The organism is Rhizobium subbaraonis, from assembly GCF_900220975.1.
GTDB classification, from domain to species: Bacteria; Pseudomonadota; Alphaproteobacteria; order Rhizobiales; family Rhizobiaceae; genus Mycoplana; species Mycoplana subbaraonis.
This window is the reverse complement of the sequence record NZ_OBQD01000017.1, coordinates 110,824-135,410: the sequence shown is the minus strand read 5'-3', so window position 1 is coordinate 135,410 and position 24,587 is coordinate 110,824. Positions and strand designations below refer to the sequence as shown.

The following is a 24,587-nucleotide window of genomic DNA, read 5'->3' as shown; positions in this document are numbered from 1 at the left end:
CCTAGGCAGATGTTACCGGAGACAATATTTCTGTTGTTTTGGGCCGCCCCATCGAATCCGTACGTCCCGTTGTTCATCAGGCGGTTTCCGGTGAAGCAGCCTTCCTCCGCCGTGGATCGAATGCCAGTGCCGCCGTTGTCACGAGAGATGCAGCCTTCCACTGTGATGGAAATCGAATTGTAGATGAGAATGCCGTTTGCCGCGTTCTCCAAAACCTTCATGCCGGAGATCGAGACGTCTGCGACGACCGTTGGCTCATCTTGCGACACAACAATCCCATTCACGGCGTTACCGACAGATGACCCGCCCTTGATGGTGATTTTGCCGCGGACGGTGGTCGACAGGTCGCCGCGACCGCGAACGTGGATACCGGAATCGCCATTCCCTTCTGCGTGGCAATCGGTCATTTCCAAAAGGTACGCGCGAGGGTCGAACCCCTTTTGCGCATTGCCCCACGAACGAACGCGCGTCAGCCAGACGCGATGGGCTGACTTGATATCGATGCCGTCGCCAGAACCCGCCCCGCTATTGGACCACCCACCACACGCCTCAACATCGCAGTCTGTGATACGCACGTCATATTCGAAGTTTTCGACGCCTTGCAGGCCGATGCCGTAGTAGATGGCGTTCTTGACGTGAAGCCGCTCAAGAACAAGGCTGCGCGTCCCTGCGCCACGAATGGCATGGTACCCTGGCATGGAGCCTTGCACCTCTGCCTGTTTGTTTCCGTCTACGGTAAGATCGGAAATTCTCACATTTTCGGCGAAAGTTTGGATACTGAGGGCATGGCAAGTTGCGCCCGCGACCCTCTTGATGATCGTGATGCCCTTACCCGCCCCCTGGATGGTGATGTTCGATGGAACAGCTAGGCCAACGCCGCCAATCATGATTGTGCCGCGCGGCAGGAGGACAGTCCCGCCACCCTTCGCGGCAACGAAATCAATCGCCTTCTGTATGGAAACGCGCTGATCTGTTCCATCAGCGTTAACGCCAAATGAGCGGGTATCGATCTGGATTGCGTCCTCCGGCTCCCACCAAGCGCCATCAGCCGACTGAACGCCGCCATACGGGGGTTCAACAGCTGCGCGCCTATATGCTGTAGGCGCGACCGGCTTTGAGAGGTCATACTGCATGACGCGAATCGCATCGACCGTCTCTGAGACAGTCGCAGACGCCACAGTGTCGCGCGTCAGATAGTCCCGAAGCTGCGCCCCGCCGAGTTGGCTCTCCACCTCATCAAGGCGGGTAGCGGCATCCGCACTTTCCAGCGCTTCAACGCGGCTTTCGAACTGGCCAACATCGACCGGAACAGAAACGGCGTCGGTGATATCGACGACATCGACTACCTCGATATCGGTCACGCCGTCATCGCCATAGGTCTGGACAAACGGCCGGAAGTAGACGGCGCCTGACGGCGCAACGAGGTTGACACCCACCCCCGCAGAGCGCGCAATCACGGCGCTGATTTCGGTGCGGCCTCCGGCGACTGTGAGTGCCGCAATGTCCTGCACGATCCCCATTGCGGTCGACAGAGCGCCCTTGCCGCGAGCTAGCCACCGAACTGCGAGGCGCACGGTATGGCTCGAAGGATCGGCGGGGTTTTCGCGCCGCCGCACGACGAACCGGACGCGATAGATACGCCCAGGCTCGATCCGCGTTGCACGGATCGGGCCAACAGTCTTCGCGCCAGTCACGCGAACGACGCTACCTTCGCTGTCAACGGCAACCATGGATGTTGGCAGCGGCGGCGTCTGCCCAGGGTTGCCCTCGACTTGTTGCGTCCAGAGCCGTCCAGCCTCGCCCGGGCGCGACCAGTTACCCGCACCGACGTCGGCTGCGGTCATATCAAGGTCAGCCTGAGAGGCCTTCGTCGCAACAGCTGCGTTCGTCGTGTCAAGCGCCGACTTGGAGGCCTTCGCGTTGACTTGCGCCTGAAGGGCAGTCACCGCAGACGTGCGTGCGGACACCTCCGCATCGAGCGCGGTTTGCGATGCCTTCGCATCGACCGCGGCCTGTTCTGCCTTCCCGTCAACGAGGTTCGCCTTCTCGATCGCCTGATTGATCTTGTTGATCGAATCGACGTCGCCAACGGTGATGGGTGCAATCGCCATTGTTCAATCCTTATGTGTGTGCAACTAGCCGGTTCGCCGGACGGAGACGTTGTCCACGCTGACTGCGCCGGATGCTGAAATCGCGAATGTGGCTGCCCCATCAGGAGCAACGATGATTTCGGAGAACGTGCCGGTCGCGATGCGATCGACGCCGAAGTTGTCGCTGTCGCCACGAAGGCGGGCGCGAACGGTCTCTCCGGCGCCGATCGAAGTGACCGTGTAGTTGACCTGGTACGTCGCGCCGGCTTCGAGATCGATGTCCTGCCGGAGGAGAGTGCCGCCGCTGGTGTGGGATGCAACGCCACTGCCAATCGTCCAGCCTGCTCCGAGGCTCCATGCAGAGTTCGACGAAAACCCACCGTTGACGATCAGTTGCTTGCCGGCAACGAGATCCACCGTCGGCGACCAAGCGCCGTATTCCCCGTCACTCGGCTCGAATGCGACCTGCACCTGTAGCGGCTGATCGACCGGAACCGGCTTCGTCGCCAGTTCCACGAACCCGCCGGATGCAGTGGCCTCAGGGAACTTCTGTTCCAGCCATGCACCGGGATTGCCCGACCCGTTGTCGGCCACCCTGTAGCGTACGATGGGCGTGTAGCTGTCCTCGTCCGGGTCCACGATGACCACGCGAAGGTAGGCCGTGCCGCCCTTCTCCTTGACCTGGATCAGGTTGACGACCGGCGCCGGGACGATATCCGGATCCGGTCCAACCGGGACCGGCGGCTGCGCGCCTTCGTCCGTCGCCGGGTTCCAAGCGTCGATGTTCTCCGGGTGCTGCTTGATCTCCATGTTGAAGCCACCCGACAGCAGGGCGAGGACAGCGCGGCGGTTCTCCGTGATCTTCCCGTCGAGCCGCGGCAGAGACAGCGGCGTCTCCATCCGGTTCCAGCGGTAGTAGACCGAGTTGATGGCCGAGAGGCGAAGGTCGAGCGCGCCCGATACCTTCTGCTGCTCCCGTCGCCAGTCACGGATGCCCAGCCTGCGGCACTGTCGCCACTGGTGGCACCACCCATAATCCGCTTCCTCGGCAAGAACCCTACCCGCCTCGATCTGTGCCGGCACGTCATCGAAATAGTCGACATCCGACGTCGTGTAGTTTGTGGCTGGATAGGTGAACTTGGGGATCAGCCGGTTGATCTCGTTTTCCGGCAGAACCCCGTATTCGACCTGATGGCCGACGATATCGGCGTCCGTGATGACCCCGCACCTGCTTTCGCGGAACTTGCCCACGGTGAACAGGAGAGCCCCGTCGCCGCGTTCGCAGATCCAGCCGTCACAGGAGGCCAGAATAGCGTTCGTCGCAACCTTCGGGCTGTTCTCCGTCGTATCGACGCCGTTGCACTCGTAGCGCTTCTCAGTGCCTCCGCCGGCGAGAGGAACGTTCTCGTCGCAGATGTTGGCTTCCTCGACCCACATATCGAGGACCGGCAGGATCGCCCGCTCATAGCTGCGGCGGTGGCCGAACTCGCTGAAGCACTGGTGCCATGCCATGATGAGCGCGGCGTTGCGCGACCACACCCAGGCGGCCGGGTTCGACGGATCATCATCGATCCGGTAGTCGAAGACATAGGCTCCATCGATCTCGACCGAGACGCTGGGCGCGCCATGGGGGAACCGGCGCTGCTGGCGATCGGCTGCCGGGTTCTCCGCCATCATCGCGACAGAAGCCTGCCCGTCGCCCCGGTGGTTATTCGTCCAGACGCCTTCAGCACCGAGCTTGTCGACGATGTCGGCATAGGCGGTTTCGGTCGGCTCCCCCAGCCGGTGGAACAGCCAGACGTTGTTGCCGTACCGCTCTCCGTCGAACGTCAGCTGTCCGTTGCCGTCCAGGTCCGACAGTTCGATGGGGTCGTCGTGCAGATAGTAGCGGTTGACCGACTTGATCTTGTGCCCGGCGATGGCCTGCACACCGAACAGGCGGGAGCCCTTGGCCTCCCAGAGCATGTAGGCGCCGGCGGCTCGGACACGGCCCACGGCCCATTGCCGGTACGGGATCGCCTGACGACGCGGGATTTTCACGTCTTCCGGCTTCGGCGGCTTCGGCGCCATGAGCAGTTGGATGCCCATGGTGATCGCCGTCGTCGCGATGAAGCTGGCCGTAGAGATCAGGAACGATCCGGCCGTCGTCGCCGCAAAGCTGGCCCCGAAGATCGACGTGAACAGCGGCGTGAAGATCGGATCGAACACCACCTCGCTGTAGAGGGACGTCGTGATGCCCAGCCCATACCGCTGAAGCATCATCCGGTGATGAAGGCTCATACAGGCAGCCTCCAGACCGCGACGGTTTCAAACGGCTTGGCGATGACGCGCACCGGAGACAGAGCGGCCCAGTTCGGCCCGAACCGGATCGCGGCAACGTCCTTCACCCAGTTGATGCCCACCTCTGCGCGGACGATGCCCACATCGCCGCTCTGCGGGCTCTGGACGCGCTTGCAGCCCACCGGCAGTAGCTGACGCCCGGCAAGCGCCACCATACCTCCATGGGCCGCTATGAGGGCTTCTGCGCCTTCCTGCGTGTCATAAGTCCCGCGGAACTCGGCGGCCGGGTCCACGCCCGTGCACGCCTCAACCCACGAAGCGGCGAAGGTCATGCAGTCGTCACCATTGAGGCCGCCCCACCGGAACTCGTGTTCCAGGGCAAGAAACTCGTGCAGGGTCATGGAGCCTCAGCTAGAGAAATTCGGCCAGACGGGATCGACGCCGCGGGCAAGGCGGGCGGCCTGCTTGCAGAAATCGTCGGTTGGCGAAAGCGCCTTTTGGTGGGCGTCCGACCAGAAGGTGCGCGCCGCTCTGGATCGGGTGTTCTCCCCCGCCACAACGGCGAGGCTGAGAGAGAGCGTTGCTGTCTCCCCGGCCTGAATAGGTGCCCTCGCCTCTTTCGGGTGAGATGCTGTCCCCGTCCAGATCGGGATGACGTCGGTCATCGGCTGGTAGTATTGGTCCAGCGTCGTGAGCCCCATCTGCACGAGTTTTCCCCGCACCGGTGGGATGCTTTCGAGCATGCGGTTCCCCGTCGCCGGGTCGATGCCGGAAACCGTGAAGTCCACGGCATCCGACGTCCCGTTGACCAACACCTCGAGCGAGGGGATGCCGATAAGCTGACCACCGCCGAGGTAGACTGTGCCGTTCGGATCGATGCCGTCGAAGCCGATGGGCACGTCATTGACCCCGAACCACAGCCGCAGCGGCGGGTCTGTATCGACACGGAGGAACAGCCCGAGTTCGTGGCTGCCTCGCATAGCCTCGATGACGTCGTCCGGCACCCAGCCCATTCACCTGGCCTCGACAAAGTTGATGGTCGGGCGAGCGGAGTAGTTCGCTTCCCACTCCCATGGGATCGTCTCGCCGCGGGCCAACTTCATGACACAGCGTGGCCGGGCGAACTCGATCCGGGTGTTAGTGTTCACGGCCTCGCGCAGAGGCGGAGAGATCGCGAGGCGATACCGGCCGTTATTTCCAGACGGCGCGTCCAGCACGTCCCAGTAACGGTAGGCGCGCCATCCCTTCGTCGGGTGATAGATCGAGAACCAATCGCTATGGCGAAGGCGCCGACTGAGGCCGACAGTGTCGATTGAGATGATCCCCGCGTTGAGCGGCGTGTAGTTCGCCGCCTCTCCGTAGACCGTCGCTTGGCTGTACCCGGAGCCATCCGAGAACAGTGAACCATCGGAATGCGGGATCCCCGTCACATACGGCCTGCGCTTCCCATCGATGATCGGGAACGGCCCTACACCGTCGGTGACGATCGGGACCACGATGAACCGCATCCCACCGTTGAGACGGGCGCCAAGCATGTTGATGATCTCGTGCCGCTCATCGGGACCTTCGAGCACCATCTCTCTGTAAGAGGCGATGACACGCCCGCCGCCGGAGGTGCCGATCTCGATGGCATCCCCGACGCCGTTGACGCCGCCGTCAACGCTGCTGCCCTGGACGTCGAACAGCGCTCTAGTCGGGCGCAGGAAGTCCACCGGGAAATCCGGCTGATTGATGTAGACCGCCACCGCTCAGCCTTTCCGAGAACTGAATATCTTCTGGTCGTTGCCGAAGCCGGCCCGCTGCTGATCCTTGCGGTAGGCGGCCAGGTTGTTCTTGCTGGTGCCTTCCGACACGCTCTTCACGTAGGCCTGCAGGTTGCCATTGTTGTCGACAGAGACACCCACATCGACCTTGGTGTTACCGCCGCCGCCCTGCCCACCGCTCTGCGCGAGCGCCGCCATGAGCTTGTGGTTCGACACGACGTTGGAGCCCTGCGGCAGGTCGAGCAGTTCCGGCCCGCGCTCCCCCACGATAGAGGGACCACCGGGCGCGAAGGGAGTCCCGCTGGCGAACAGGCCCGGCTTGAGTAGACCGGCTTTTGCTGCGCCCCACTGACCGCCGAGGCCACCGAGTATCGAAAGCAGGCCGCCGCCACCTCCACCTTGGGATCCAGCAGCGGACAAGGCGTTTCCGACGGAACCGAGGCCGCCACCGAACGTGTCGAGGCCCTTGGTTGCAGCGTCAGCCGACTCGGCCAGCTTGTTGACTGCATCGACGGCCGTGGTGCCAGTTCCGATGCCCTGCCAATCGCCGATCCCGGCCTTGGCCGCGCCGTACCATGCGCCCCAACCGTTTCTGGAGGCATGATCGAGCGCGAAATCGACCCCGGCTGGGCCATTCGCGGCAAGCGCCGGGTCCAGACCTGTGCGGGCCATGAAGTCGTTGCCAAGGCCTGCCGGGAAACCGGTCCCCGCTCCGCCCTTAAGAAGCTGGAAGGGGCCGTAGGAAGGCTCCCGAAAACCGTTCTTGACGTAGCCAGCGCGCATGTTCCAGCTATCGAGACCGCCTTCCGACCGCGCCACGCGAAGCGCGACGTCGGGGTCAATGCCCCGCTTGATCGCCGCGTCGGTGATGTAGGAGGCGATATCGCCAGTAGGACGCGCTGCTGCTGGTGCATTGCTGTTCGCAGCAGTGAGGCCCCCACCAAGCACGGTAGAAGCTACAGAACCCAGCGCGCCGCCGGAGGCTGCCCCGGGCGCACCGCCTGCGCTCGTTCCGAACAGTGCGTTGACGAGGATGTTCGTCATCCGGTCAAGCGCGGTCTGCGCGGCCTTGTCGAGTGCGTTCGTCAGCGCGTTCAGGATTGCGTTGCCGAGGCTCTTTCCGATGTTTCCGCCGCTCTCCAGAAGCTCGGAGCGGAAGTCGGAGAAGAACCCGCCGATCGCGTCCCGCGCCATTTCACGCTGCTGCTGCAACTCGAGTTGCGACCGCAGTGCATTGGCTTCTGGCGAGTTGAGGTTCTCGTTGAAGCCGTAGCGCGTGAGTGTAGAGGCGACCTGCTGGTCGATGGGGCTCCGGCCTGCCTGGCGCTCCTGAAAGCCAAGGTCGAGCCAGAACTCGGCCTGCGCCTCCTGTGCCCGCTGGTACGCCTTCGTTACGTCGTCAACCTTGTCCTTCTGCTGCTCAAGCTCGAAGAAGTTCGGCTTCTGGCCGGGAACCGGGACGCCGGTAAGGCGGCCATCGGAGTTCAGGATCGACAGCGGGTCGGGATCGCCGGCCAGATCGGACGGGCGGCGACCCGGTACAGGGATTGCACCGGTGGGCGCAAATGCCCCACTCTGGTAGGTGCGGCCGTTTTCGGTGAATGTCGCACCGGAAAGGATGTCCTGAACATTCGTGCCGCCGGCAATAGCCTTGATCCACTCGGAACGAGCTTCGCGCGCTGCTTCGACGCCACGGAAGATAGAGGCTGTCACCTTGTCCCAGGCATCCCGGAAGGTCAGGACTTCCTTCGTGCCATAGTTAGCGACCGCCGCCGTAAGTTGCCTCTGAGCAGCATTGAGGTCGCCAATCGAGGCGGTCCCATCGTCCAAGCGCTCGCGGAGATCACCGAAAGCATCACGAAAATCCCTGATGAATGCCGGATCGGCTCCCACACCCTGCAGAGAACGCATGAGCAGGATGAACTCGCGGTTCACCCCGTCGAGGTCTTCCGACAGCCCCTCCAGAGAGCGACCGGCAAGGATCTCACCCGCTTCGCGCCCCTGCGTGATCTTGTCGGCCCGATCAAGTTCATCGACGTATGCCTTGAGGGCCGGTGCGGCATCGCCCCAAAGGTCAGCCGCACGCCTGATGACCTCGTTCTGCTCTTCGAACAGCTTCTTGGTGTCTTCGGCACCGCTGGAGGCTGTCATGAAGTATTGGACGAGCGCGGAAACCCCAGCGGTCAAGCCTACAGTGACGAGCGTAACCGGGCTGACCAACGACGTGAACGCAGCAGCAAGGCCAGAGACCGGGCGCTCCATCGAAGATAGGACAGAGGCGAGCTGCGTACCCTGCTGCAGGCCAATCATGAGCGGGTTCATTCCCATGGCCGCCGTGACGGCGATATCCTGGAACTGATACCCGGCGTTGATGCCTGCCGCCCGTTCGCTGCCCATGGCTCCGGTGCGGACGTTGGTATTCGCGGCCTTCACGGCAGCCCCGGCGGTCGTTGCGGAGGTTTTCAGTCGCTCATATGCCAGCCGCTCCCGGTCAAGAGCCGTGGTCATCTGCTGGGTGTTGATGACGCCCAGTTGGTGCGCCCGGTTGATCTCGCTGACGGTCGCTTCGTACTGCTTCGTCGCCTGTGCGAGCGGCTGATACTTCATCGTCAGGCGTTCGACTTCCATACGGAAAGCGCGAACGTGCTCATCCTGAGCGCCGAATGAACGGCCAAGGCTGTCCACCGGCTGTTTGAGCTTGCCGGCACCTTCCGCAGCACGGCCAAGCGCACCACCGAGGCTAGCAGCTTCCGCCTCCAGCTTGTCGGCGGCCCCCTGCGTCCTCGTCGCGGCAGCCGTGAGCCGGTCTAGGTCGGCAGCGGCAGACGACGCCTGCGAGCTATCGATCCGGAAGCCCAGATAGGATTCACTCATTGGCTGCCTTTCAGGGTGAAATCACTTGCGCGAGAACAGCGCGTTGAACAGGTCCGGCGTGAGCGGGCGTTCGGACACGATGTCCTCCTGCTCCGCTTGTTCGGCCCTCTCGGCCATCAACTCGCGGCGCTTGACGTCCATGGCGAGGATGGCGTCGAGCTGCCACTGCTTGAGAACGAGGCCGCGAAGCCTCGCCCATTCTCCGATAGCCTGAAACCCAAGGGCATTCGGGCCGTAGCCGTTGCCCGTCCGCTGGCTGTCCAGTTCGCGAAACCAGAACCAGACCTGTTCCCCGGCGGCGGGTATCTTGAGGTTCTTGCCGGCGTGCTGATCGGCTATCAGTTGGCAGAGCCGGCCGATCAGCCTTTCGTAAAAGACGCCCGGCGAGCCGCCTTCACCTCAACCTGGTCGCGGATGATCTTGAACCGGGTATAGAGGTTGCGGACGTTCTCTTCCGAGAAAGGGATCACCTTGCCCCCGATCTTCGGATCAGGAGACCAATGCGTGGTGGCCTTGGCAAGGATCGCAATCATCCGCTCGTCGGGATCGGCGCTGGCGTCTTCCATGCTCCCGCGCTCGGCCGCAGCCTTGGCGGCCTCGGCGGTCACATCGCGGATCGCCTTCTGCATGCGATCACTGTCCGGCCCGACGATACCGATCTTGAGCCCGAGAGAATTGCCCTTCTCGTTGAGGATATCGATCTCGATGCCCTTCTCCTGGGCCTCAACCAAGGCCTCAAGGCCGGACAGGTCGACGAATTCAGCGGTTTTCTGTTCTGTCATTTGACACCTTGTTCCTATGAAAATCAGAGACTTGGTGCTATAAACAGCGAGGCCGCCGGGTGCTGGTAACACCACGGCGGCCTCTAACCAAGCCAACCTTAGCGGAGGTCAGAATGGCTAATCCTCGTCTATGCTCGATTTCGAATTGCGGCAAGCCGGCTGTTGGGCGCGGCTGGTGCTCGCTTCACTGGCAACGCTGGCAGAAGCACGGCGACCCGCTTAGGGAGCGCTCGCGTCAAGCTGCCACGTGTTCAATTGATGGGTGTGCACGCCCGACGAAGGCCAAGAGCCTCTGTCAGGCGCACTACACGCGGCTGCGCGTCCACGGCCATCCCTTGGCAGGAAGAACAGCCGAGGGAGAACCGTTACGCTTTCTCCAGTCTGCCATCGCGTATGATGGCGACGTTTGCCTGCGCTGGCCTTACGGCCACAATGGTGACGGCTACGGCCTAATCTGGCAGGACGGCAAGTTCAAACTCGTCACACGGCTAGTCTGCGAAGCCGTTCACGGCCCGCCGCCTACCCCGGACCACGAATCCGCGCATTCCTGCGGGAAAGGCCACGAGGGCTGCTGCGCTCCAAACCACCTCCACTGGGCGACTACCAGTGAAAACCATCTTGAGAAGGCTAACCACGGAACAGACAACCGCGGCGGCAAGCATCCGATGGTTAAACTCACCGATGAAGACGTGCGAACTATCCGAACGCTCCACGGAAAATTGCTTCAGCGCGAGATTGCCGAGTTGTTCGGGATCGGCAGGGTTCAGGTCGGCCGGATACTCTCCGGCCAACGCTGGGGCCACCTCGATTAACTGCCGGTCGCGGCGGGCTTGCGAACGATGTTCGTGTTGATTTCAACTGTCCCCTGCAGGAGCCGAGCGGTATTGGCGCCGCCACCCTGCTCATTTGCAGTCATGACGATGCCCATGAACTTGGCTTCCGATGGGGTTGGAGCAGAGCCTGTCGGCGGGGCGTCGTCGAAAACGATCTTGAAGGGATAGTTATAGTCGGTAGCCTCCGCAGCGATCAGCGCCAGCTGGCCCGTGTCGGTGGGCAGGACGATGAAGTTGTTCTGCATCGACCCGGCGTTGCGAGTGCCGCCGGCCTTCAGGTCGCGAGACCGGTTGATGATGGACTCGGTGATGAGCGTCTTGGCATCGCCAAATGCGCCCATGGTCTGCCAGCCCTTGATCTCCGTCCAGACGACGGAGCTGAAGTCCGCTTCGTCAAGGTCCTCGTCCGGCACGTCAGATACCGCCGCACCCATGTAGAGGCGGCTTCCTGCAACAGGATACAGCTGCATGGCTCATTTCCTTCTTGTCTGGTTGCGCTTGCCGAAGGCGCGTGAACGGCAGGCCAATCAGGCCGGAACTTAGGGATATGCTCGCCAACGCACCGTCACCGGCACGTTGATGTGCGTGTCGCCCGTGAGGATCACCCCGATCTCCGGGTCCTCGTAGATGCGGACGACGGTGTCTTCCTTGGTCGCCTTTGAGCCGCGCCGGAAATGCGCGCGGATGGAGCCGGCCACCTCGATCGCGGCCACATGCCCCTGCCCATTCGGCCACATGACGTTGAGACGCATGAAGCCCTGCCGGATCGGGTCCATCTCCATGGAAATGTCTGTCTCGACCGATCGGTTATAGTGGACTTCAACGCTCACGAAGGGCTTGCCGGCCACCGGCGTGAAGTGGAGACCGGGATAGGCAACATTCGCAGCCTCAGTCCATCCGGTCGGGAGCGGCCAGGCCTGAAACCGCTCCACCAACGCCCGGAATACTTTCTGTTCAACCGTTCCGGCCATATGTGCTACCCCTGTGGCCCATGGCCGAAAAACGAGCGCTCACCGATATCGAGGTTCACGACCTCCTGCACCAAGCGCTCATGCTGTTGGCGAACAAGGACGTGCAGACCGCGAACGCACATTCCGTTCTGAGCGCTGCGATCCGAAATCTCGATATCCTGCAGAAAGCCCTGCTGATTATGTCGGAAGGGAAGGACCCGCTTCGAACCGAAAGCGAACCTTAGCCTCGGCTTCCGCCACGATCTGGGGCCAGCGCTGCGCCACAGCGTCAACGAAGCCATATCCAGCCTGATTGTAGACCCTGCCGAGGCTGTCTTCCCCGACGAAGCCGTAATTCATGCGCGGCCCATAGGCAGCCTGAAACCCAAGGAAGACCACGCTGCCGAGTTCGGCGCCCGCGATGGTGAGCGCGATCTCGCTGGCTGGGTCAGTGTACTTGGCCTGCCCTTCCTTGACCTGCGGCATCGCCGTGGTGGAGGCCAGCAGGGAGTTACGCAGGTTGCCGTCTTTCACCGGCATCCGCCCGCCGGCGGCGACCGGCGTCCTCACCTCATTCGCGACCATCTGGGCGGCGGTCTGGAACACAGCCTCGGCCCGCTCCATTTCCGCCCGCGCCCATTCCCCGATTGTTGCCGCGAAATTTCCGGTCATCACCGCCCTCGCGACCGGGCATAGGCCTCGGCGAAGTCGAAGTTGTACTCGATCGAGCAACGGCAATTGATGATCTCCGCCGGCCCGGCTCCCAGGGACGTATCGCCCGGATATCGCAGCAGCGCGCCAGACGGTGACTGGAAAGGCAGATCCATGCCAGTCACCTCCTGAGCGTTGAGGACCATGTGTGTGTGTCTGACGCGACCGTCACCGGCGCTGCGCCAGATGCGCGTCACGAGGCTTTCGTCCCGGTTGGCCTTTGCCAGTGCCTGCCGGTATGCGGTATCGCGTGCGGCCGCGACCGACATGAACGTCTCGGTTCGGGCGATCGTCTCGCCTCGAAGGCGCAGATTTCGGTCTCTGAGCCTCGCCAGCAGCTTTTCAAGGGTCTGGGCGTCCAGAGGCTTGCCCGTCTCGATCGCGCGCCTCACGACCCCGTCGAGGCGTTTGTCGCGGGTCTTCAGCTCCAGGTACTTCCGCATTCTGGCGGGTTCGCCCGAAAGCAGGTTATCGCGCGTCCGAATGATCAGAGCGGTCTGCGGCCCGTTGAGACCAACGAAGCCGCCTTCACGCTTGCCCGTGATCCGGTTCTGTCGTCCGACGATGTCGAGCGCGATGGTGCGCGGCCCCTGCCCTTGGGCGTACCCCTCGACCATGGCCTCGCGCACCGCCGTACGGGTGTCCTCAACGACACCGGTGATGAGCTGGGACGAGATGTCGCGAAGCTGCGCCTCTGCCGCCTGGTTTCGGGCGTCCCAGCGGAACACCACGCGGTTGCCCATCGGGTCCGTCAGCCGGGGCATCCACTCCGCCGCAAGAGAGCCGCCGGCGTTGTAGGCCTGCCGGATCGCCTCATCGAGTTGGCGGAAGGCAGCTCCTTCGATGTTCAGAGCCTCGACGGCGCCCTCGATGTCCCGCCGCTCCAGCCGCTCGACGACCTCGCGCAACACGATGTTGGACTTGATGTCATCGATCGCTTCACGGAAGGCAGCCGCAACCGTCGGCTCCAGACGGTCGAGGAGCGCGTCGATCTCTTGGCGAAGGGTTGCCATCAGTCAGCCGCGCCGGCCTTCTCGATCTTCTTGGCTGCGGTCTGGTTGCCCGGCTTGACGAGACCGATCGCCTCTAGAGCCTTGGCCTTGATGGTTGGCACCTCGTAGGTGTCGCCGACGGCGTGGCCGTTGTGTTTAAGCACTGCTTCGACCTTGACGCTCATGGTTTTGTCCTTTCAGCCGCGCTTCGCTCGCTCGTACCGGGAGCGCTCGTTGACGATGGCGCAGATTGCCTCTCGCTTGGCGTTCGCTACGACGCGGGCGACAAGGTTGCCCATCTCCGTGGTGTCGATCCCGATTGTCAGACGGGCGACTTCTGCCTTGGCCGGCTTCGGTGTCCCGAGCAATGCGGCCGGAGCAGCAGCCACGCCACCACAAGCGAAGCCGAAGAATGCGCGTCGGTTCATGGCTATCTCCTTAGAAGCGAGGGTAAACGACATGCGGCGCGGGCTCATCCGACACAACGTGCTTGGCAATGTCGTCGGCAATCTTGATGCCGTAGAGATCGACGAGGAACGCCATGATCCGCATCGGGTCTGCGCTCTGGAGTTTGGCGAAATCCTGTGGTTTGACACTCACGGTGCAATCCTTCCGAGGCTGTGGACTATGACAGAGGCCATGCCGACCATGTACAAGCCCACGGCCGAGACCCAGAGTATGAGGAAGAGGGCGAGAGGGTCGCGCATCGTCACTTCCTCGCAATGATCTGCCACATCACGACCGTCCCGGCCGGCTGCAGCGGTTGAACACTTACGACCGCGTGCTCGACGTCACCGATCATCACCTTGTCGGAAAGCTCCGGGACGATGCCGAGACCTGCCGTGGAGAGGTAGACCATCCGATCGCCACGCATGATCAGCGTGCCGTCTATGGTTCGCTCATCGATGTCGAGGTCCACCAGCGTGCATGGATAATCCACCGGCGTCAGCGTAGGGTCATATGACGGTCCAGAGGCAGTCATCCGCCGGATAGCGCCGACCTGGCCGAACTTGGCGATCAACCGCTCGGCAGTGCTGCGGGCGCGCGCGTAGTCGAAAGGGGCCATCAGCAACCCACCGACCAGATGCCGACACGGATAAGGCTTTCGTCGCGAAGGAACGGCGCAATCATGCCATCCACGATCGAGATGAGCGGGGTGATGCCGGCTGCCGTGCCGTCACTGGCCGCCGTCTGGTATTCGGTCTCAAGCGGGCCGACCTTTTCGCGCTTGATGGCAGAGGACGACGTGCCGACGACCGTGAGGCTCCCGGGCTCGTTCGCCTCCTGCAATGCTGCTTGATAGGACGCGTTGATCACGGCTGGGGGTACGACGTCAGAGGGGATCAGCTTGCCGTTGACTATCGCGCCTTCGCGCGGCCACTGCCGCTCCTGCACGGGATCGACGACGCTGCCGAGGAAGCGAGAGCCATACACCGCGTCGATGTACTGGCTGCCACGATTACGAAGGACGGCAGGCGACGGCGCGCCCTCGGGCAGCGTGTAGCCGTTTTCTGTAAGCCACGCGCTGAACGCGCTGTCGTCACCGTAACCTGCCACGTCCGTTACTCCGCCAGCTTGGCGTCGATCAATTCCTTGAGCTTCGCCTTGGAGATGTTGCCCGCGTACTGGAGACCGAGTTCATCGGCCTGCTTCTTCAGGTCGTCGTATTCGCTGTTGTCGGGGTTGACGATAGCGGTCTTGGCGGTTTCCTTGCCGTCCTTCCCGGATACGACGCGATAGCGACCGGCCCAGCCTTTCGGCTCGGACTTCACATCGACGATCGTACCGATCGGGATTTCGCCCTTGGCACCGAAGATGCCGCCGGCGGTGATTTCTACCTTCATGGGATTGATCTCCAGTTGCGTGAGGTGAGCCCCGCCCGAAGGCGAGGCCCCGATCATCAGTCTTGGTCGACCGAGTAGAACACGCCGGACTTGCCGTTGATGTCCGCCCGGATCTCGATGCCCATCGCCCCCATGATGAGGAACTGATAGTTGTCGGTCGGGTTGGTGCGGGTGATCGCGGTCGTGTTGACCGCCATGCCAATGAGCGGTCGGATGTACTCAGCCGACGGCACGAAGCCGAAGAACTGGTTGCCGGAGAGCTCGAAGGACACCTCGATCTTGTTGATGCGGCGGTTCTTGGCGACGAACTCCATAATCGTGCCGGGCTTGAAGCCGGCAGCCGCGGAGTAGGCCTTGTCCCATGCACGGGCGATCTCGGGCGAGATGTACAGGTTCACCTTGCCCGTGATCAGGTTCGCATCCAGCATCGCGCCGAACGGTCCAGCGAAGAACGCATCGATCTGGTCGGCGGTGGCCGTGGTCAGGTCAATGTTGGCGCCGCCAGCAGCCGAGCCGAGGTTGATCACCTTGGAGTACGGCGAGGTGCGGATACCGTAGGCCGTGTAGCCTTCGAAGACGATCGAGGAATCGCCGTCGAGAGCATAGAGCGCCATATCGCGCCGGATCTTGGCGGTATGGGCTTCCTGGTCGTCCGACAGAGCGTCGAAGTTTTCCGACTGCAGGGTGTTCCATTCCCGCCACTCGCGACCATAGGCCGTGGAGAAGATCGGGACCGGAGTACCGCGGTAGTCGTAGGTGACCTTGTCCATGGTCACCGGCACCTGGCCGGACATGGAGCGGACCACGCGACCGGCATCCGAGGACACGCGGTTCAGGTGGACCAGCTTGCCGATGTTGACCGCACGGGCCAGCGGCATCAGGTCGGCCATCCATACCTGCCCCTCGTCGGCACGCATCACGCGGCGGGTGATGCCGTCGAGATCGAGCCACGCATCGCGAGGAAGAATGGACGCGGCATTGCCCATGAACTCGGCGGTCAGGTTGGCGAGGACATCTTCCGAACGGTGGAAGTGCTCGCGGACCATCGACACCTCGCTCCACCAGGCCGCATGCGGTCGGGAATTGGCGACGAGCTGTTCGTCAAAATAGCGCATCTGGTTTCCCTCCTTACGATGCGGCCGACAGGTAGCTCATGCTGCCGGCGGGCCGGATGCGCAGAAGCTGTTCACTGCCAGAGTTGTTGTTGTAGACCTCGTCGGAGTAGGCCACGACGAGATCCGAGGTGGAGGCGATGGCAAGGGTGCCGTTTGCCCCGGGCGTCAGCGCAGTGCCGACGGCCGTGATATTGACGCCGTTGGCGATGCGAGCGGCATAGAGGTGATCGTCCTCCATCTCGATACCGATCGCCATGGAGTCCTGCGCCCAGTCCGTATCGACGCCCTTCATGGCGAGATAGTTGTCCTGGATGAGCCAGACCTTGCCGACAGTCGTGGCGCCGGCGAGTGCGAACTTGCCGGAGGAGATGACCGCGAGGCGACCGGGCTTGAGCGCGGCGGCTGCGAGCAGCTCTTTCACCTGGGGCTTGGTCTTCTCGACCGGGCCGAGGAAGATCTTGTTGTAGCGGGCCATGGGTTAGTCTCCCTTCGGAAGCTTGAACGCCGGGGCTTCGTTGCCGCCCTTGAACGCGCCGTTGAGTGCGGCTGCCTTGCCGGGGTTCGCCTTGGGGGCGAGTTCGCGCAGGGCGTTGAGGGTGAGTTCCTTGGCGGCGCCTTCGGAGAGCAGGTTGGCCTTGACGACCTTCTCAACCAGCTCTGCCTTCTCGGCGTCGTCCTTGGCCTTCTGGTTGGCGACCATTTCGGCCTGCTGGTCGAGGACCGGCTTGAGGGCCGTCGTCACAGCGTTGGCGATCGTGTCACCGATCTTTCCCATGCTTTCCGAGAGGGTTTTGACCTCATCGGAAAGCGACTTGAACTGCTCGTCAGAGACAGGCATGTCGTCTTCCTTTCGATTGGTTGAGGGTTCCCGCTCGGAATAGCCAAGGGCTTCCAGTATCGCGGATTTCATGCGGTCGAGGACCGAAGCCTTCTGCCGGCGGTCCAGTGCGCGGGCCAGTGATTCCACCGCCCAATCGAGTTCATTGTCCGCCTGCTCGAGCGCAGAGTTGATGACCTCGATCTGCTCTTGCTCGCCCTTCGAATTGACCATCATGCCTACGCCTTGATCCGGCGTGGCGGCCCCCTTCTCATTGAGCAGGATGGCGTCGTGGTCGAACTCAAGATCGCGAGCAATATGGGAATAGGGAACGTCGCCGTTCGCAGCCTCCAGATGAGCAAGGAGGCCCGTGGAGGTGTGGACAGCCTCACCCTTCTCGATGGCGTTCAGGACCGCCTTGCCGCCCTCTGAGCGGTTGGCGATCTCAATGTCGATCACCTTGTCGAGGAAGACGCGGCCGTTCTCCCGGCGGACGTTCTCGTTCCATGCCCCGATCCAGCCAAGGTTGATCCCCTCCGGGTCGCGGGCTGAGACATAGGCACCGTTGACCATCGGGTGACTGAGCGGCGCCGGGGTACGGTCGAGAGACTGATAGCCCTTCTCGATCTCCTCAGCCGGATACATGATGCCGTTCATCACGACGTTGTCCGGCAGCGTGGCGCTCGGAACGATCATGACATCGCGGCCGTTGCGCTTTTCCTTGCGCGCAGCCTTCACGTTCGCCAGTGTCCTGACGTTCACACGCACCTGGGGCATGGTGGATTATTCCTCTTCGGTCGGGGGCTTGGTGCCCAGCGCGGCGTCGGTCTCGTCGTCGGTCGCGTCGTCGCGGTATTTCTCGGAGTCCTTCAGGGGCTCATAGCCGGCGGCCATGCGGATCTCTTCCGGGGTAAAGCCCCACTCCCCGCTGTCCTTGAGCTTCGTATTGACGTCGGCCATCTTGTTGGCCCGGTCGATTTTCTCTCCGATCGACGCCTCGGTGAGGTCCGCCCAATCGAGGAACCAATCCTTCTCAGGAAGGATGCCGACGCGCTCCAAGCGGTTGACCAGCGTCATGATGTTCGGGACAGTCTGGTTCGCCCGACGCGACATGTTCGTCTGCGCCCACTCGCTGGCATCTTCCTGACTGGCGCGCTCACCCGTCTGCATGCCGACGAGGATCTTCACCGGCATGTTCATGGAAGCCGCGAAATCCTGCAGCGCGATCGCATAGAAGTGCTCAGGCGACGGCAAGGTGACGTTCAGCGTCTTGGCCTGCATCCCCATGAGCATCAGGAGTTGATCGAAGCCAGCGTTGAAGTCGGCGACTTGGTCGTTCATCTTGTCGGCGAGCTCGTCCACCGAAACGCCCATGACCTTCGCCATCTGGTCGATCTTGGCTTCCTTGTCGACCTCGAGGACCGGGGCCGACTTGGCGTTCTTCCAGAACCCCTCGCCGCCGGCGCCACGAACCTTCTCCATGTCCACGAGAGCGTTGTAACCGGGCTCCAGGGCAGATGACCCGTGCAGCGTGCCGTCCTTCGACCAAACGACGACCCGGTCGGGGTGGATGACGATGTTGCGCGGCTGCTTGTTAGTGGTGTCGACGGCGGACTCGTTGAACTGGAACATCGTCGGGTGACCGTAGGTCTCCGATCGCTCGTCCGTGTCCCACTGGGATACCTGAAGCTGTCCCTCCCAAGCCGGGATGATTTCAACGAGACCATCCAGCCCGCCCGGGACCCTGTCGACCGGCTGGTTGAAGGGCTTGCCGTCGGCGAAGCGGAGGATCACGCCGGAATAGGCGCCCACCATAGACATGCGGTCTGCTTCGGCCAGACGAGCCCACAGTCGCAGATCGTCGAAGCGCTGGCGGATCTGCTTCTCCAGCGCCGTTTCGCCGTCAGCGCCGTCCTGTGAGCCGTCACGCTCCTTTTCCAGAAGGAATGGATTGTCCTGCCACGTCTTGCGGATCGTCTTGTCGACACCGGCGGCTGCTACCCCGTTGCGGCAGTAAATCCGGTAGACTTGGGCGAAGGACAGGTTCTCGGGGTAGCCGAAGTCTTTGTAATGGTCGTGCTTGACGCTCCCGCCGGGGAAGAACCCCGGGAACATGGTGCTGAGGCGCCGCTGCGCATAGTTCGCCAGCGTGACTACTTTGTTCATCGGTGCCTCTTGGTAAGGAACATGGCGACGGCCGGGGCTTCCGGCGGGTCCACGTTGGTCAGCATCAACGCGTCCGCATAGTCGGGGCTATTGATCCCGCGGCGCTTCAACTCTTCTTTCTTCTCGATCACGATCTTGCCGCGCTCATTCCTTCCCCACTTGACCAGGGAGAGCTCGAGGCAGAGCTGGTCGCTTTCCTTGTCTCCGGACGGCAGGGCCATCAGCTCCGTCACCGGGTGCTCTTGTCCGCCTTTGCTCTCAAGCCAGAGGACATGCTCGTGCGTGCGCTGAAGCGTTGTCCGCGCCAGCCACCAAACCTCAGCCTTTAGGTTTCCGAACATCTCCTCAGATGTGCGCCCGTCGGGCCAAAGCCGCTCTGTCGGCGGGAGCCCGGTATTAACCGGGACAGCCGTGAGGCCATCGACCGGATTGTGCATCAGCGTTGAAGAGACGCCCGCTCCAACACCAGGGGCGTCGAAGTTAAGCCGCCTTGCAGACGTCTCCCGCGCAATATCCAGCATCCAATGCGCGGTCTCGGTCGTGTCTGGGTTGCCTCGGCTGCGCGGAGGCTCGACGATCGGCCCGCGGCGAGGCACCACCACCGACTTGGCCTTCCCGGCGCCGACGTCACCCCCGAGCACCACCTCATTGGATGCCCTCAGGCGGGGCTCCAGCGCGAGAAGCCGCTTGGCGCTCTCCACCCACAGGGCGGGGATGCAGATGCCCTCCACAGAGGCGCTGTAGTCGATGTCGTATTCACTGGCCCAGGTCGTCGGGTCCGAGAAGCTGGCCTGCTTCGCCTGCGCCCACTCCTCCGTCTTTCGCGGGTCATCGCGCCAGTGCAGCCGCATGATCTGATGCGGCTTCATGATCGAGTGACGCTTGCGCGCGAACAGGTTGCCCATGCCGTTGACCGAGGAGACCCAGATCACGCAATCGGTGTTGCCCGATAGTGCCTTCTCCACCGTCTCAGCGTTCGGCACGAATGCCGCCTCGTCGACCACATACATGGAGGATCGACCACCGCGGCCCATGTCCTCACCACCCTCACCCGATATGACCGATCCGGTCTCGGGGTTGGAGATGCGCATGTAGTTGTCGTGCTGGCTCCAGTTGAAACCCTCCGGCATCATCTCAGGCGGCAGCCGGCGCATCATAATGCGGAGCTTCGCGAAGATGCTGTCGGGGTTGTCCTTCTTGTCGACGTAATCAACCTTGCGAGAGCCGAAGGTGGCCTTGAAGCCAGGGTTGAACAGCCACTGATGAAGCGCCACGCCCGCAGTCAGGTAGGTGGCGCCGGTGTCACGGCTCTTTTCGATCAACCCCTCTTCGGATGCCTGCACCCGATCGAGCAGCCATCGCACTACGTCGCGCTGCTTTGGCCATAGCTTGAACTGAACGTAGGCGCCGCCGGGCTTGCCTACCAAGCGGGGGTCGTACGTCCAAACCCACCGATCGAACCAATAAGCGATATCACCCGCGCAACGGCGCTTCTCTTCCTCCCAGCCGCCCTTGAGATCTTCAACCTCATGCCTCGCCTTGGCCGCCTGTATCGCCTCCCACAACCCCGAGCTTCTCGAGAACGGGATAGGCTGCTTCGAGGAGAGCAAGTTCATCTCGTGTCAGCGATCCAAGTTGTTCGGCGGTTATCGTGACGATCTGCAGCGTTCCGGATAGGCGGCGGTTCTCGACACCCAGGCCGAATAGCTTTGCTTTGCCCATCGTGGCGCTCACAGCGGCCGATGATTGCCTTTCCTTGATGGCAAGAGCCCGGGCTTCCTCGAGCTCCGCAGCGAGGCTGTCGACGGTGATCTCGACCTTTTTCGCGGTCTTGGCTTGCAGTTCGGACACCCGTTGACCGACGTTGACATTTGTTGACAACCTCGATGCTGCGGTGCGATCGCCCTTGTAGCCCGCCTCTGCATATGCCTCAGTTGCAGACATGCCCTTTGCAACCGCTTGGGCAAACCGTTCATGCCGGGCGTTTTTCAGGACTGCCAACGCTAGCCCTCCTCCATCCGGGAAGTGAGCCACGCCCAGTTCTTCCCTTCGTGAATGCTATCCACAGTCCACCGAGAAACACCGAACATGCTCGCAACTTTTCTTCTGCGGCTTGCTGCCCACGCAATGAGTAGATTTTCGCTACCTGGTCCTCTGTCAGCTTTGAGAAGCCGTTACGCTCGCCAACTGGTAGACTTCCGTGGCACGTCTTGTCCGCCTTTCCCTTGCGGGATGGTGTCGGGGGGCACCCACCCCGTTGCTCTAGACCCGTTGGCTGGGGCTCTGGCTTGGATGCCGGCCTCGTGAACAGGAGGAACCAACTCTCCTTGAACCGAAGCTTCCCGATCTCGTTGAGGCATTTGCCTCGAATGGTCGCCCTGGCATTATCCATACCGTCAACTGCGGGCCACAGCCTTGCGCCGTATGCATCCGACGACTTCGCAGGAGTAGGACGAACATTGGCCTGCGCGCCATGCTGACGAGAGGACCCGTCAACGACTTATTCCGGGAGGCTGGGCATTACGCGCCGGTCACTGGCTTCCCAGCTTCCGCTCCTATCCGACGCGCTGCTCCCGAACTGTGAACTGCTGCCGGGCTACCCTCCCGGCTTGGCCGCTGGCGATCGTCATGACGACCGTTCGGTGATAGGCGGGGCGCAGCGGCTTCCCCTCGGATCTCTATGCCGCCTCGCGCTTCTTCGCTTCACGGGCGCGGCGCATTTCATTCCGCTTGGCTGCCCAGGAGAAATCCCGAAGCTCAGGAACCTCGACCGGGCTGAAGGCTGTGTCGTCTCGCCATGTGTGGTGGCCAGCGTCTGCGATGTTGGCAGGAATATCGCTGATTTCCGGGCCAACAGGCAACAGGCCTTGGAGGGCTATTTCGTTATTTTGCAAAGAGTTCCGAATGAAACTTGATGCAATATGGTAAATGGCGCGGTCTTTGCGCCGCCTTCCGGTCTCGACGTGGATGCCTTCATCCCGGCACCAATGCTTGAATGGACGGCCTCCCGCCTTTCCGATCGACCAATGCCAAAGGCAGCGGCGTTCGCTCTCATTGGCGACGAGGATGATGAGATCGTTGCAGCGCTCCCAATCGGTCACGTCGGCGGTCCGCAGTCTTGTCGACCGGCTGTCCCAGAAGCCGTCGCGCTCCTCGGCGTAGCGCTCTCCGCCCCACCCGGCCTGATCGGCGGCACTGTGGACATATGGCAGCGCCTGGGCCTTGAGGCGTGCCGGGCGGGCCGTATCGGGCAACCGGCGATCGGTCTCGGCCGCTCGGATGAACAGATCGATGATTTCTTCCCTCGTCATGCCGATCTCCTGCGTTCTTCGAAAAGGTCTGGCTGGGTGGCGCTTGGCCCGAACGCTTTTACTACTCGCTCGTATAACATGCCCGCGAGCGCATGGCGCTGGTGAGTGATGCCAGACAGGTCGCGGGCGATGTATTGTAGCTGCCCTACCGGCGTTGCGTCGAAGACCTCGAGCCATTTGGTAGGCTCGGCCTCAATGATGCCGTGGCAGGCTTCCACGAGGTCAGAGACAGCCCAGAACAGATATTCGTCGAGGCTGCCTTGATTGTTCTCGGTCTCCGCCAGGGTGGACATGACCATGCGGAAGTGATCCTCGCCGCGGTTCCGCAGGATGCGATCCATTGTGGCGACTGCGCGCGTCTGCTTGATATCCGGATAGGCCCGGCCGTCGATAACCTCGATGCCGTACTCCTCGCAGATGCTGTAGACGCGCTGATCGATCATCCAGCCGCCCTCGCCTTCTTCCGCGCCTGTTCATAGTGCTTCCTTGCGGCGAGACGCTTCTTCGCGAGCTTGGCCTCATATGCCGACTGGCGAGATTCTTGAGTGTACCGGCGCACGGTAGATGGGCTGCAGCCTACCTGTTCAGCGATCTCCGCCTGCGACAGGCCAGACGCATGGAGCGCCTTGATCTTCTGGATATCGTCGCGTTCGCTCTTGTTGCCGCCTGTCCCTTCATAGCCATGCTTCATGCAAGCGTGCAGACAGGTGGTATGGTCCCTGCCACCGAAGAGCTTGCCGAGTTCCTGGAAACTGATTGACGGCTTCACCTGCGTCTTGATCTCGAACATCAGCAGTTGCCGTGCATCCACGATGTGGCGCACTCTGCTTGGCCCTGTCACCTCGGCATAGGAGACGCCGAGCTCGTCGCAGCGCTGCTTGATGTAGTCGCGGCAACTGATCTTCCGGGCCTCAACCTCGATCGCGTCGTAGGCTTCCTTTTTGGCCTGCCAGTCTATGACATGGGCGTCGTGCTGGACCTCTTTGCGAGGTTTACGCTTGATCTGTGGCTTCGGAGGCTCAGGGAAGGTCACTGGCGGGCGGTAGGCATTGGCTGGCCTCAGCAACCGCTCGCGGATCGCCTTCGCGCTGTGAATGATCTCTGAGGCGCTGGTATAGGTCTCTGCCTGTAGGGAGGGTAGGTTCATGCTGCGCTTCCTTTGTCCCACCAGTTGCCAAAGTGGACCCGACCGCCGGTGTGCTGCCATCCGTTCCGGCGAAGATGGGCGAGCAGCTTCTTCGCCTCGCCCCGCGTCATCCGATAGGCGTTCCAGCACCAGTTCCCGACCCAAAAGGAGGTGCCGATGATCTTGAAGGTGCGGCGGTGGATTCTGATGAAGTCATCGCCGGCGGTGAACTTGAACTCCGCCATGCCCGGTGCCTCCAGATCATTTTCAGCATAAGCCGCAGCGCTGACCTTGCCGGCAAAAGAGCCATCGTCGCCGTCATTGCAAGCGAAGTGGATGGTGGCGTACTTCTTCATGCTGCCGCTCCTTCCCGCTCGACCTCGATCTCCTTGCCGTTGCGGAACAGCCGCTCGGCTCGAGCCCGTCTGGCGTCTCGAATGGTTCCGCCGGCGATCTCACGAGAGGCGACGATGTTACCGTTGAAGTAGGCCACGAAGTGCCGGAGCACCGCCTTGGTCGCCGACAACTCGTCCGGGAACACGATCGGCGTATCGCCTTCACCCATGATTGGCTTAGGCTTTGCATCGCGGGCCAGGCGGAGCATTCCCCACCAGCCGCCGCGCTTCTCTACCGCATAGGCGCCAAACTCGTTCATGCGTCTTTCCCTTGTGCTATGCTGGCCCCATGGACCCGAAACGATGGAACAAGGCCGTCGAGGTGGAGACCGAGAGGCTCGGCCGTATCCGAGACATCACCTCCACAGAGGAAGCCGCAAGGTTCCTGCTGGAGAGATGGCCGGTCGAGCCCGGTCCCGCTCACCTCAAGGCTCGAATAGCCTGTCTCTCCGTCCTTGAGGGGAAGAGACAGCCAGATCACGCTAGAGAAGCGTTTGTCGCCGCTGCTGAGGAAGCCGGGATATTGGTGAGGGCGTGA

General features: G+C 62.3%; 30 protein-coding genes and 1 pseudogene. 2 read left to right on the top strand and 29 right to left on the bottom strand.

Annotated elements, in window-relative coordinates:
- The 8 genes and pseudogenes from CRO48_RS23545 to CRO48_RS23510 form a co-directional block, all read right to left on the bottom strand.
- On the bottom strand, nt 1-2,111 hold a 2,111-nt coding region (locus CRO48_RS23545), incomplete at its 3' end, for a right-handed parallel beta-helix repeat-containing protein (protein ID WP_141402111.1).
- A gap of 24 nt (nt 2,112-2,135) precedes the next feature.
- Complete coding sequence (locus CRO48_RS23540; RefSeq protein ID WP_097142204.1) at nt 2,136-4,370, bottom strand: phage tail protein; 2,235 nt, start codon at nt 4,368-4,370, stop codon at nt 2,136-2,138.
- A complete protein-coding gene (locus CRO48_RS23535) occupies nt 4,367-4,771 on the bottom strand; it encodes a DUF6950 family protein (RefSeq protein WP_097142203.1) in 405 nt (134 codons plus the stop codon). The genes CRO48_RS23540 and CRO48_RS23535 overlap by 4 nt, the downstream gene beginning before the upstream one ends.
- 6 nt (nt 4,772-4,777) lie before the next feature.
- Nucleotides 4,778-5,383, bottom strand: coding sequence for a hypothetical protein (locus CRO48_RS23530; protein ID WP_097142202.1), 606 nt, complete (start codon nt 5,381-5,383; stop codon nt 4,778-4,780).
- Nucleotides 5,384-6,115: a hypothetical protein gene (locus CRO48_RS23525; RefSeq protein WP_097142201.1), complete on the bottom strand. Its 732-nt coding sequence runs from the start codon at nt 6,113-6,115 to the stop codon at nt 5,384-5,386. It abuts the gene before it with no gap.
- 3 nt (nt 6,116-6,118) lie between these two features.
- Nucleotides 6,119-9,007 (bottom strand): phage tail length tape measure family protein, encoded by a 2,889-nt coding sequence (locus CRO48_RS23520; protein WP_097142200.1) that lies wholly within the window; start codon nt 9,005-9,007, stop codon nt 6,119-6,121.
- 141 nt (nt 9,008-9,148) lie between these two features.
- Nucleotides 9,149-9,313: pseudogene (locus CRO48_RS33630) on the bottom strand (phage tail assembly chaperone); the annotation flags it as partial.
- A 53-nt stretch (nt 9,314-9,366) separates the two neighbouring features.
- Nucleotides 9,367-9,789, bottom strand: a complete 423-nt coding sequence (locus CRO48_RS23510; protein WP_097142198.1) for a hypothetical protein — start codon at nt 9,787-9,789, stop codon at nt 9,367-9,369.
- A gap of 113 nt (nt 9,790-9,902) precedes the next feature.
- Here CRO48_RS23510 and CRO48_RS31875 point away from each other — a divergent pair, with 113 nt between their 5' ends.
- Nucleotides 9,903-10,601 (top strand): hypothetical protein, encoded by a 699-nt coding sequence (locus CRO48_RS31875; RefSeq protein ID WP_141402110.1) that lies wholly within the window; start codon nt 9,903-9,905, stop codon nt 10,599-10,601.
- Here the strand turns inward: CRO48_RS31875 and CRO48_RS23505 are convergent.
- The 21 genes from CRO48_RS23505 to CRO48_RS23410 form a co-directional block, all read right to left on the bottom strand.
- Nucleotides 10,598-11,092: a hypothetical protein gene (locus tag CRO48_RS23505; RefSeq protein ID WP_097142197.1), complete on the bottom strand. Its 495-nt coding sequence runs from the start codon at nt 11,090-11,092 to the stop codon at nt 10,598-10,600. The two genes, CRO48_RS31875 and CRO48_RS23505, sit on opposite strands and share 4 nt — an antisense overlap.
- A gap of 69 nt (nt 11,093-11,161) precedes the next feature.
- On the bottom strand, nt 11,162-11,593 hold the full coding sequence (locus CRO48_RS23500) for a phage tail terminator-like protein (protein WP_097142196.1): 432 nt from the start codon (nt 11,591-11,593) through the stop codon (nt 11,162-11,164).
- A gap of 177 nt (nt 11,594-11,770) precedes the next feature.
- Nucleotides 11,771-12,244, bottom strand: a complete 474-nt coding sequence (locus CRO48_RS23490; RefSeq protein ID WP_097142194.1) for a hypothetical protein — start codon at nt 12,242-12,244, stop codon at nt 11,771-11,773.
- Nucleotides 12,244-13,296: a phage minor head protein gene (locus tag CRO48_RS23485; protein ID WP_097142193.1), complete on the bottom strand. Its 1,053-nt coding sequence runs from the start codon at nt 13,294-13,296 to the stop codon at nt 12,244-12,246. The genes CRO48_RS23490 and CRO48_RS23485 overlap by 1 nt, the downstream gene beginning before the upstream one ends.
- Nucleotides 13,296-13,460 (bottom strand): hypothetical protein, encoded by a 165-nt coding sequence (locus tag CRO48_RS32365; protein WP_176526863.1) that lies wholly within the window; start codon nt 13,458-13,460, stop codon nt 13,296-13,298. The genes CRO48_RS23485 and CRO48_RS32365 overlap by 1 nt, the downstream gene beginning before the upstream one ends.
- 12 nt (nt 13,461-13,472) lie before the next feature.
- Complete coding sequence (locus CRO48_RS23480) at nt 13,473-13,703, bottom strand: hypothetical protein (protein ID WP_097142192.1); 231 nt, start codon at nt 13,701-13,703, stop codon at nt 13,473-13,475.
- 10 nt (nt 13,704-13,713) lie between these two features.
- Nucleotides 13,714-13,875 (bottom strand): hypothetical protein, encoded by a 162-nt coding sequence (locus CRO48_RS32360; RefSeq protein WP_176526862.1) that lies wholly within the window; start codon nt 13,873-13,875, stop codon nt 13,714-13,716.
- Nucleotides 13,876-13,984: 109 nt separating this feature from the next.
- Nucleotides 13,985-14,341, bottom strand: a complete 357-nt coding sequence (locus tag CRO48_RS23475) for a hypothetical protein (protein ID WP_097142213.1) — start codon at nt 14,339-14,341, stop codon at nt 13,985-13,987.
- Nucleotides 14,341-14,832 (bottom strand): DnaT-like ssDNA-binding protein, encoded by a 492-nt coding sequence (locus CRO48_RS23470; protein WP_097142191.1) that lies wholly within the window; start codon nt 14,830-14,832, stop codon nt 14,341-14,343. The genes CRO48_RS23475 and CRO48_RS23470 overlap by 1 nt, the downstream gene beginning before the upstream one ends.
- 5 nt (nt 14,833-14,837) lie before the next feature.
- Nucleotides 14,838-15,119 carry a hypothetical protein gene (locus CRO48_RS23465; RefSeq protein ID WP_141402109.1) on the bottom strand — a complete coding sequence of 94 codons (282 nt, stop codon included), beginning with the start codon at nt 15,117-15,119 and terminating at the stop codon, nt 14,838-14,840.
- A 56-nt stretch (nt 15,120-15,175) separates the two neighbouring features.
- On the bottom strand, nt 15,176-16,234 hold the full coding sequence (locus tag CRO48_RS23460) for a major capsid protein (protein ID WP_097142189.1): 1,059 nt from the start codon (nt 16,232-16,234) through the stop codon (nt 15,176-15,178).
- Nucleotides 16,235-16,247: 13 nt separating this feature from the next.
- On the bottom strand, nt 16,248-16,709 hold the full coding sequence (locus CRO48_RS23455) for a hypothetical protein (protein ID WP_097142188.1): 462 nt from the start codon (nt 16,707-16,709) through the stop codon (nt 16,248-16,250).
- 3 nt (nt 16,710-16,712) lie between these two features.
- Nucleotides 16,713-17,828, bottom strand: a complete 1,116-nt coding sequence (locus CRO48_RS23450; RefSeq protein ID WP_097142187.1) for a hypothetical protein — start codon at nt 17,826-17,828, stop codon at nt 16,713-16,715.
- 6 nt (nt 17,829-17,834) lie between these two features.
- A complete protein-coding gene (locus CRO48_RS23445) occupies nt 17,835-19,217 on the bottom strand; it encodes an anti-CBASS protein Acb1 family protein (protein WP_097142186.1) in 1,383 nt (460 codons plus the stop codon).
- Nucleotides 19,214-20,827 (bottom strand): hypothetical protein, encoded by a 1,614-nt coding sequence (locus tag CRO48_RS23440; RefSeq protein WP_141402108.1) that lies wholly within the window; start codon nt 20,825-20,827, stop codon nt 19,214-19,216. The genes CRO48_RS23445 and CRO48_RS23440 overlap by 4 nt, the downstream gene beginning before the upstream one ends.
- Nucleotides 20,745-21,218: a terminase small subunit gene (locus CRO48_RS23435; protein ID WP_210202021.1), complete on the bottom strand. Its 474-nt coding sequence runs from the start codon at nt 21,216-21,218 to the stop codon at nt 20,745-20,747. Before CRO48_RS23435 ends, CRO48_RS23440 begins: the two co-directional genes overlap by 83 nt.
- Nucleotides 21,219-21,895: 677 nt before the next feature.
- Nucleotides 21,896-22,528, bottom strand: a complete 633-nt coding sequence (locus CRO48_RS23430; RefSeq protein ID WP_097142184.1) for a hypothetical protein — start codon at nt 22,526-22,528, stop codon at nt 21,896-21,898.
- Nucleotides 22,525-22,971 carry a hypothetical protein gene (locus tag CRO48_RS23425; protein WP_097142183.1) on the bottom strand — a complete coding sequence of 149 codons (447 nt, stop codon included), beginning with the start codon at nt 22,969-22,971 and terminating at the stop codon, nt 22,525-22,527. Before CRO48_RS23425 ends, CRO48_RS23430 begins: the two co-directional genes overlap by 4 nt.
- Nucleotides 22,968-23,675, bottom strand: a complete 708-nt coding sequence (locus CRO48_RS23420; protein ID WP_176526861.1) for a helix-turn-helix domain-containing protein — start codon at nt 23,673-23,675, stop codon at nt 22,968-22,970. The genes CRO48_RS23425 and CRO48_RS23420 overlap by 4 nt, the downstream gene beginning before the upstream one ends.
- On the bottom strand, nt 23,672-24,010 hold the full coding sequence (locus CRO48_RS23415; protein WP_097142181.1) for a hypothetical protein: 339 nt from the start codon (nt 24,008-24,010) through the stop codon (nt 23,672-23,674). The genes CRO48_RS23420 and CRO48_RS23415 overlap by 4 nt, the downstream gene beginning before the upstream one ends.
- Complete coding sequence (locus CRO48_RS23410) at nt 24,007-24,309, bottom strand: hypothetical protein (protein WP_097142180.1); 303 nt, start codon at nt 24,307-24,309, stop codon at nt 24,007-24,009. The genes CRO48_RS23415 and CRO48_RS23410 overlap by 4 nt, the downstream gene beginning before the upstream one ends.
- Nucleotides 24,310-24,338: 29 nt before the next feature.
- On the opposite strand from CRO48_RS23410, the gene CRO48_RS23405 reads away from it, so the two are divergent.
- Complete coding sequence (locus CRO48_RS23405) at nt 24,339-24,587, top strand: DUF982 domain-containing protein (RefSeq protein ID WP_097142179.1); 249 nt, start codon at nt 24,339-24,341, stop codon at nt 24,585-24,587.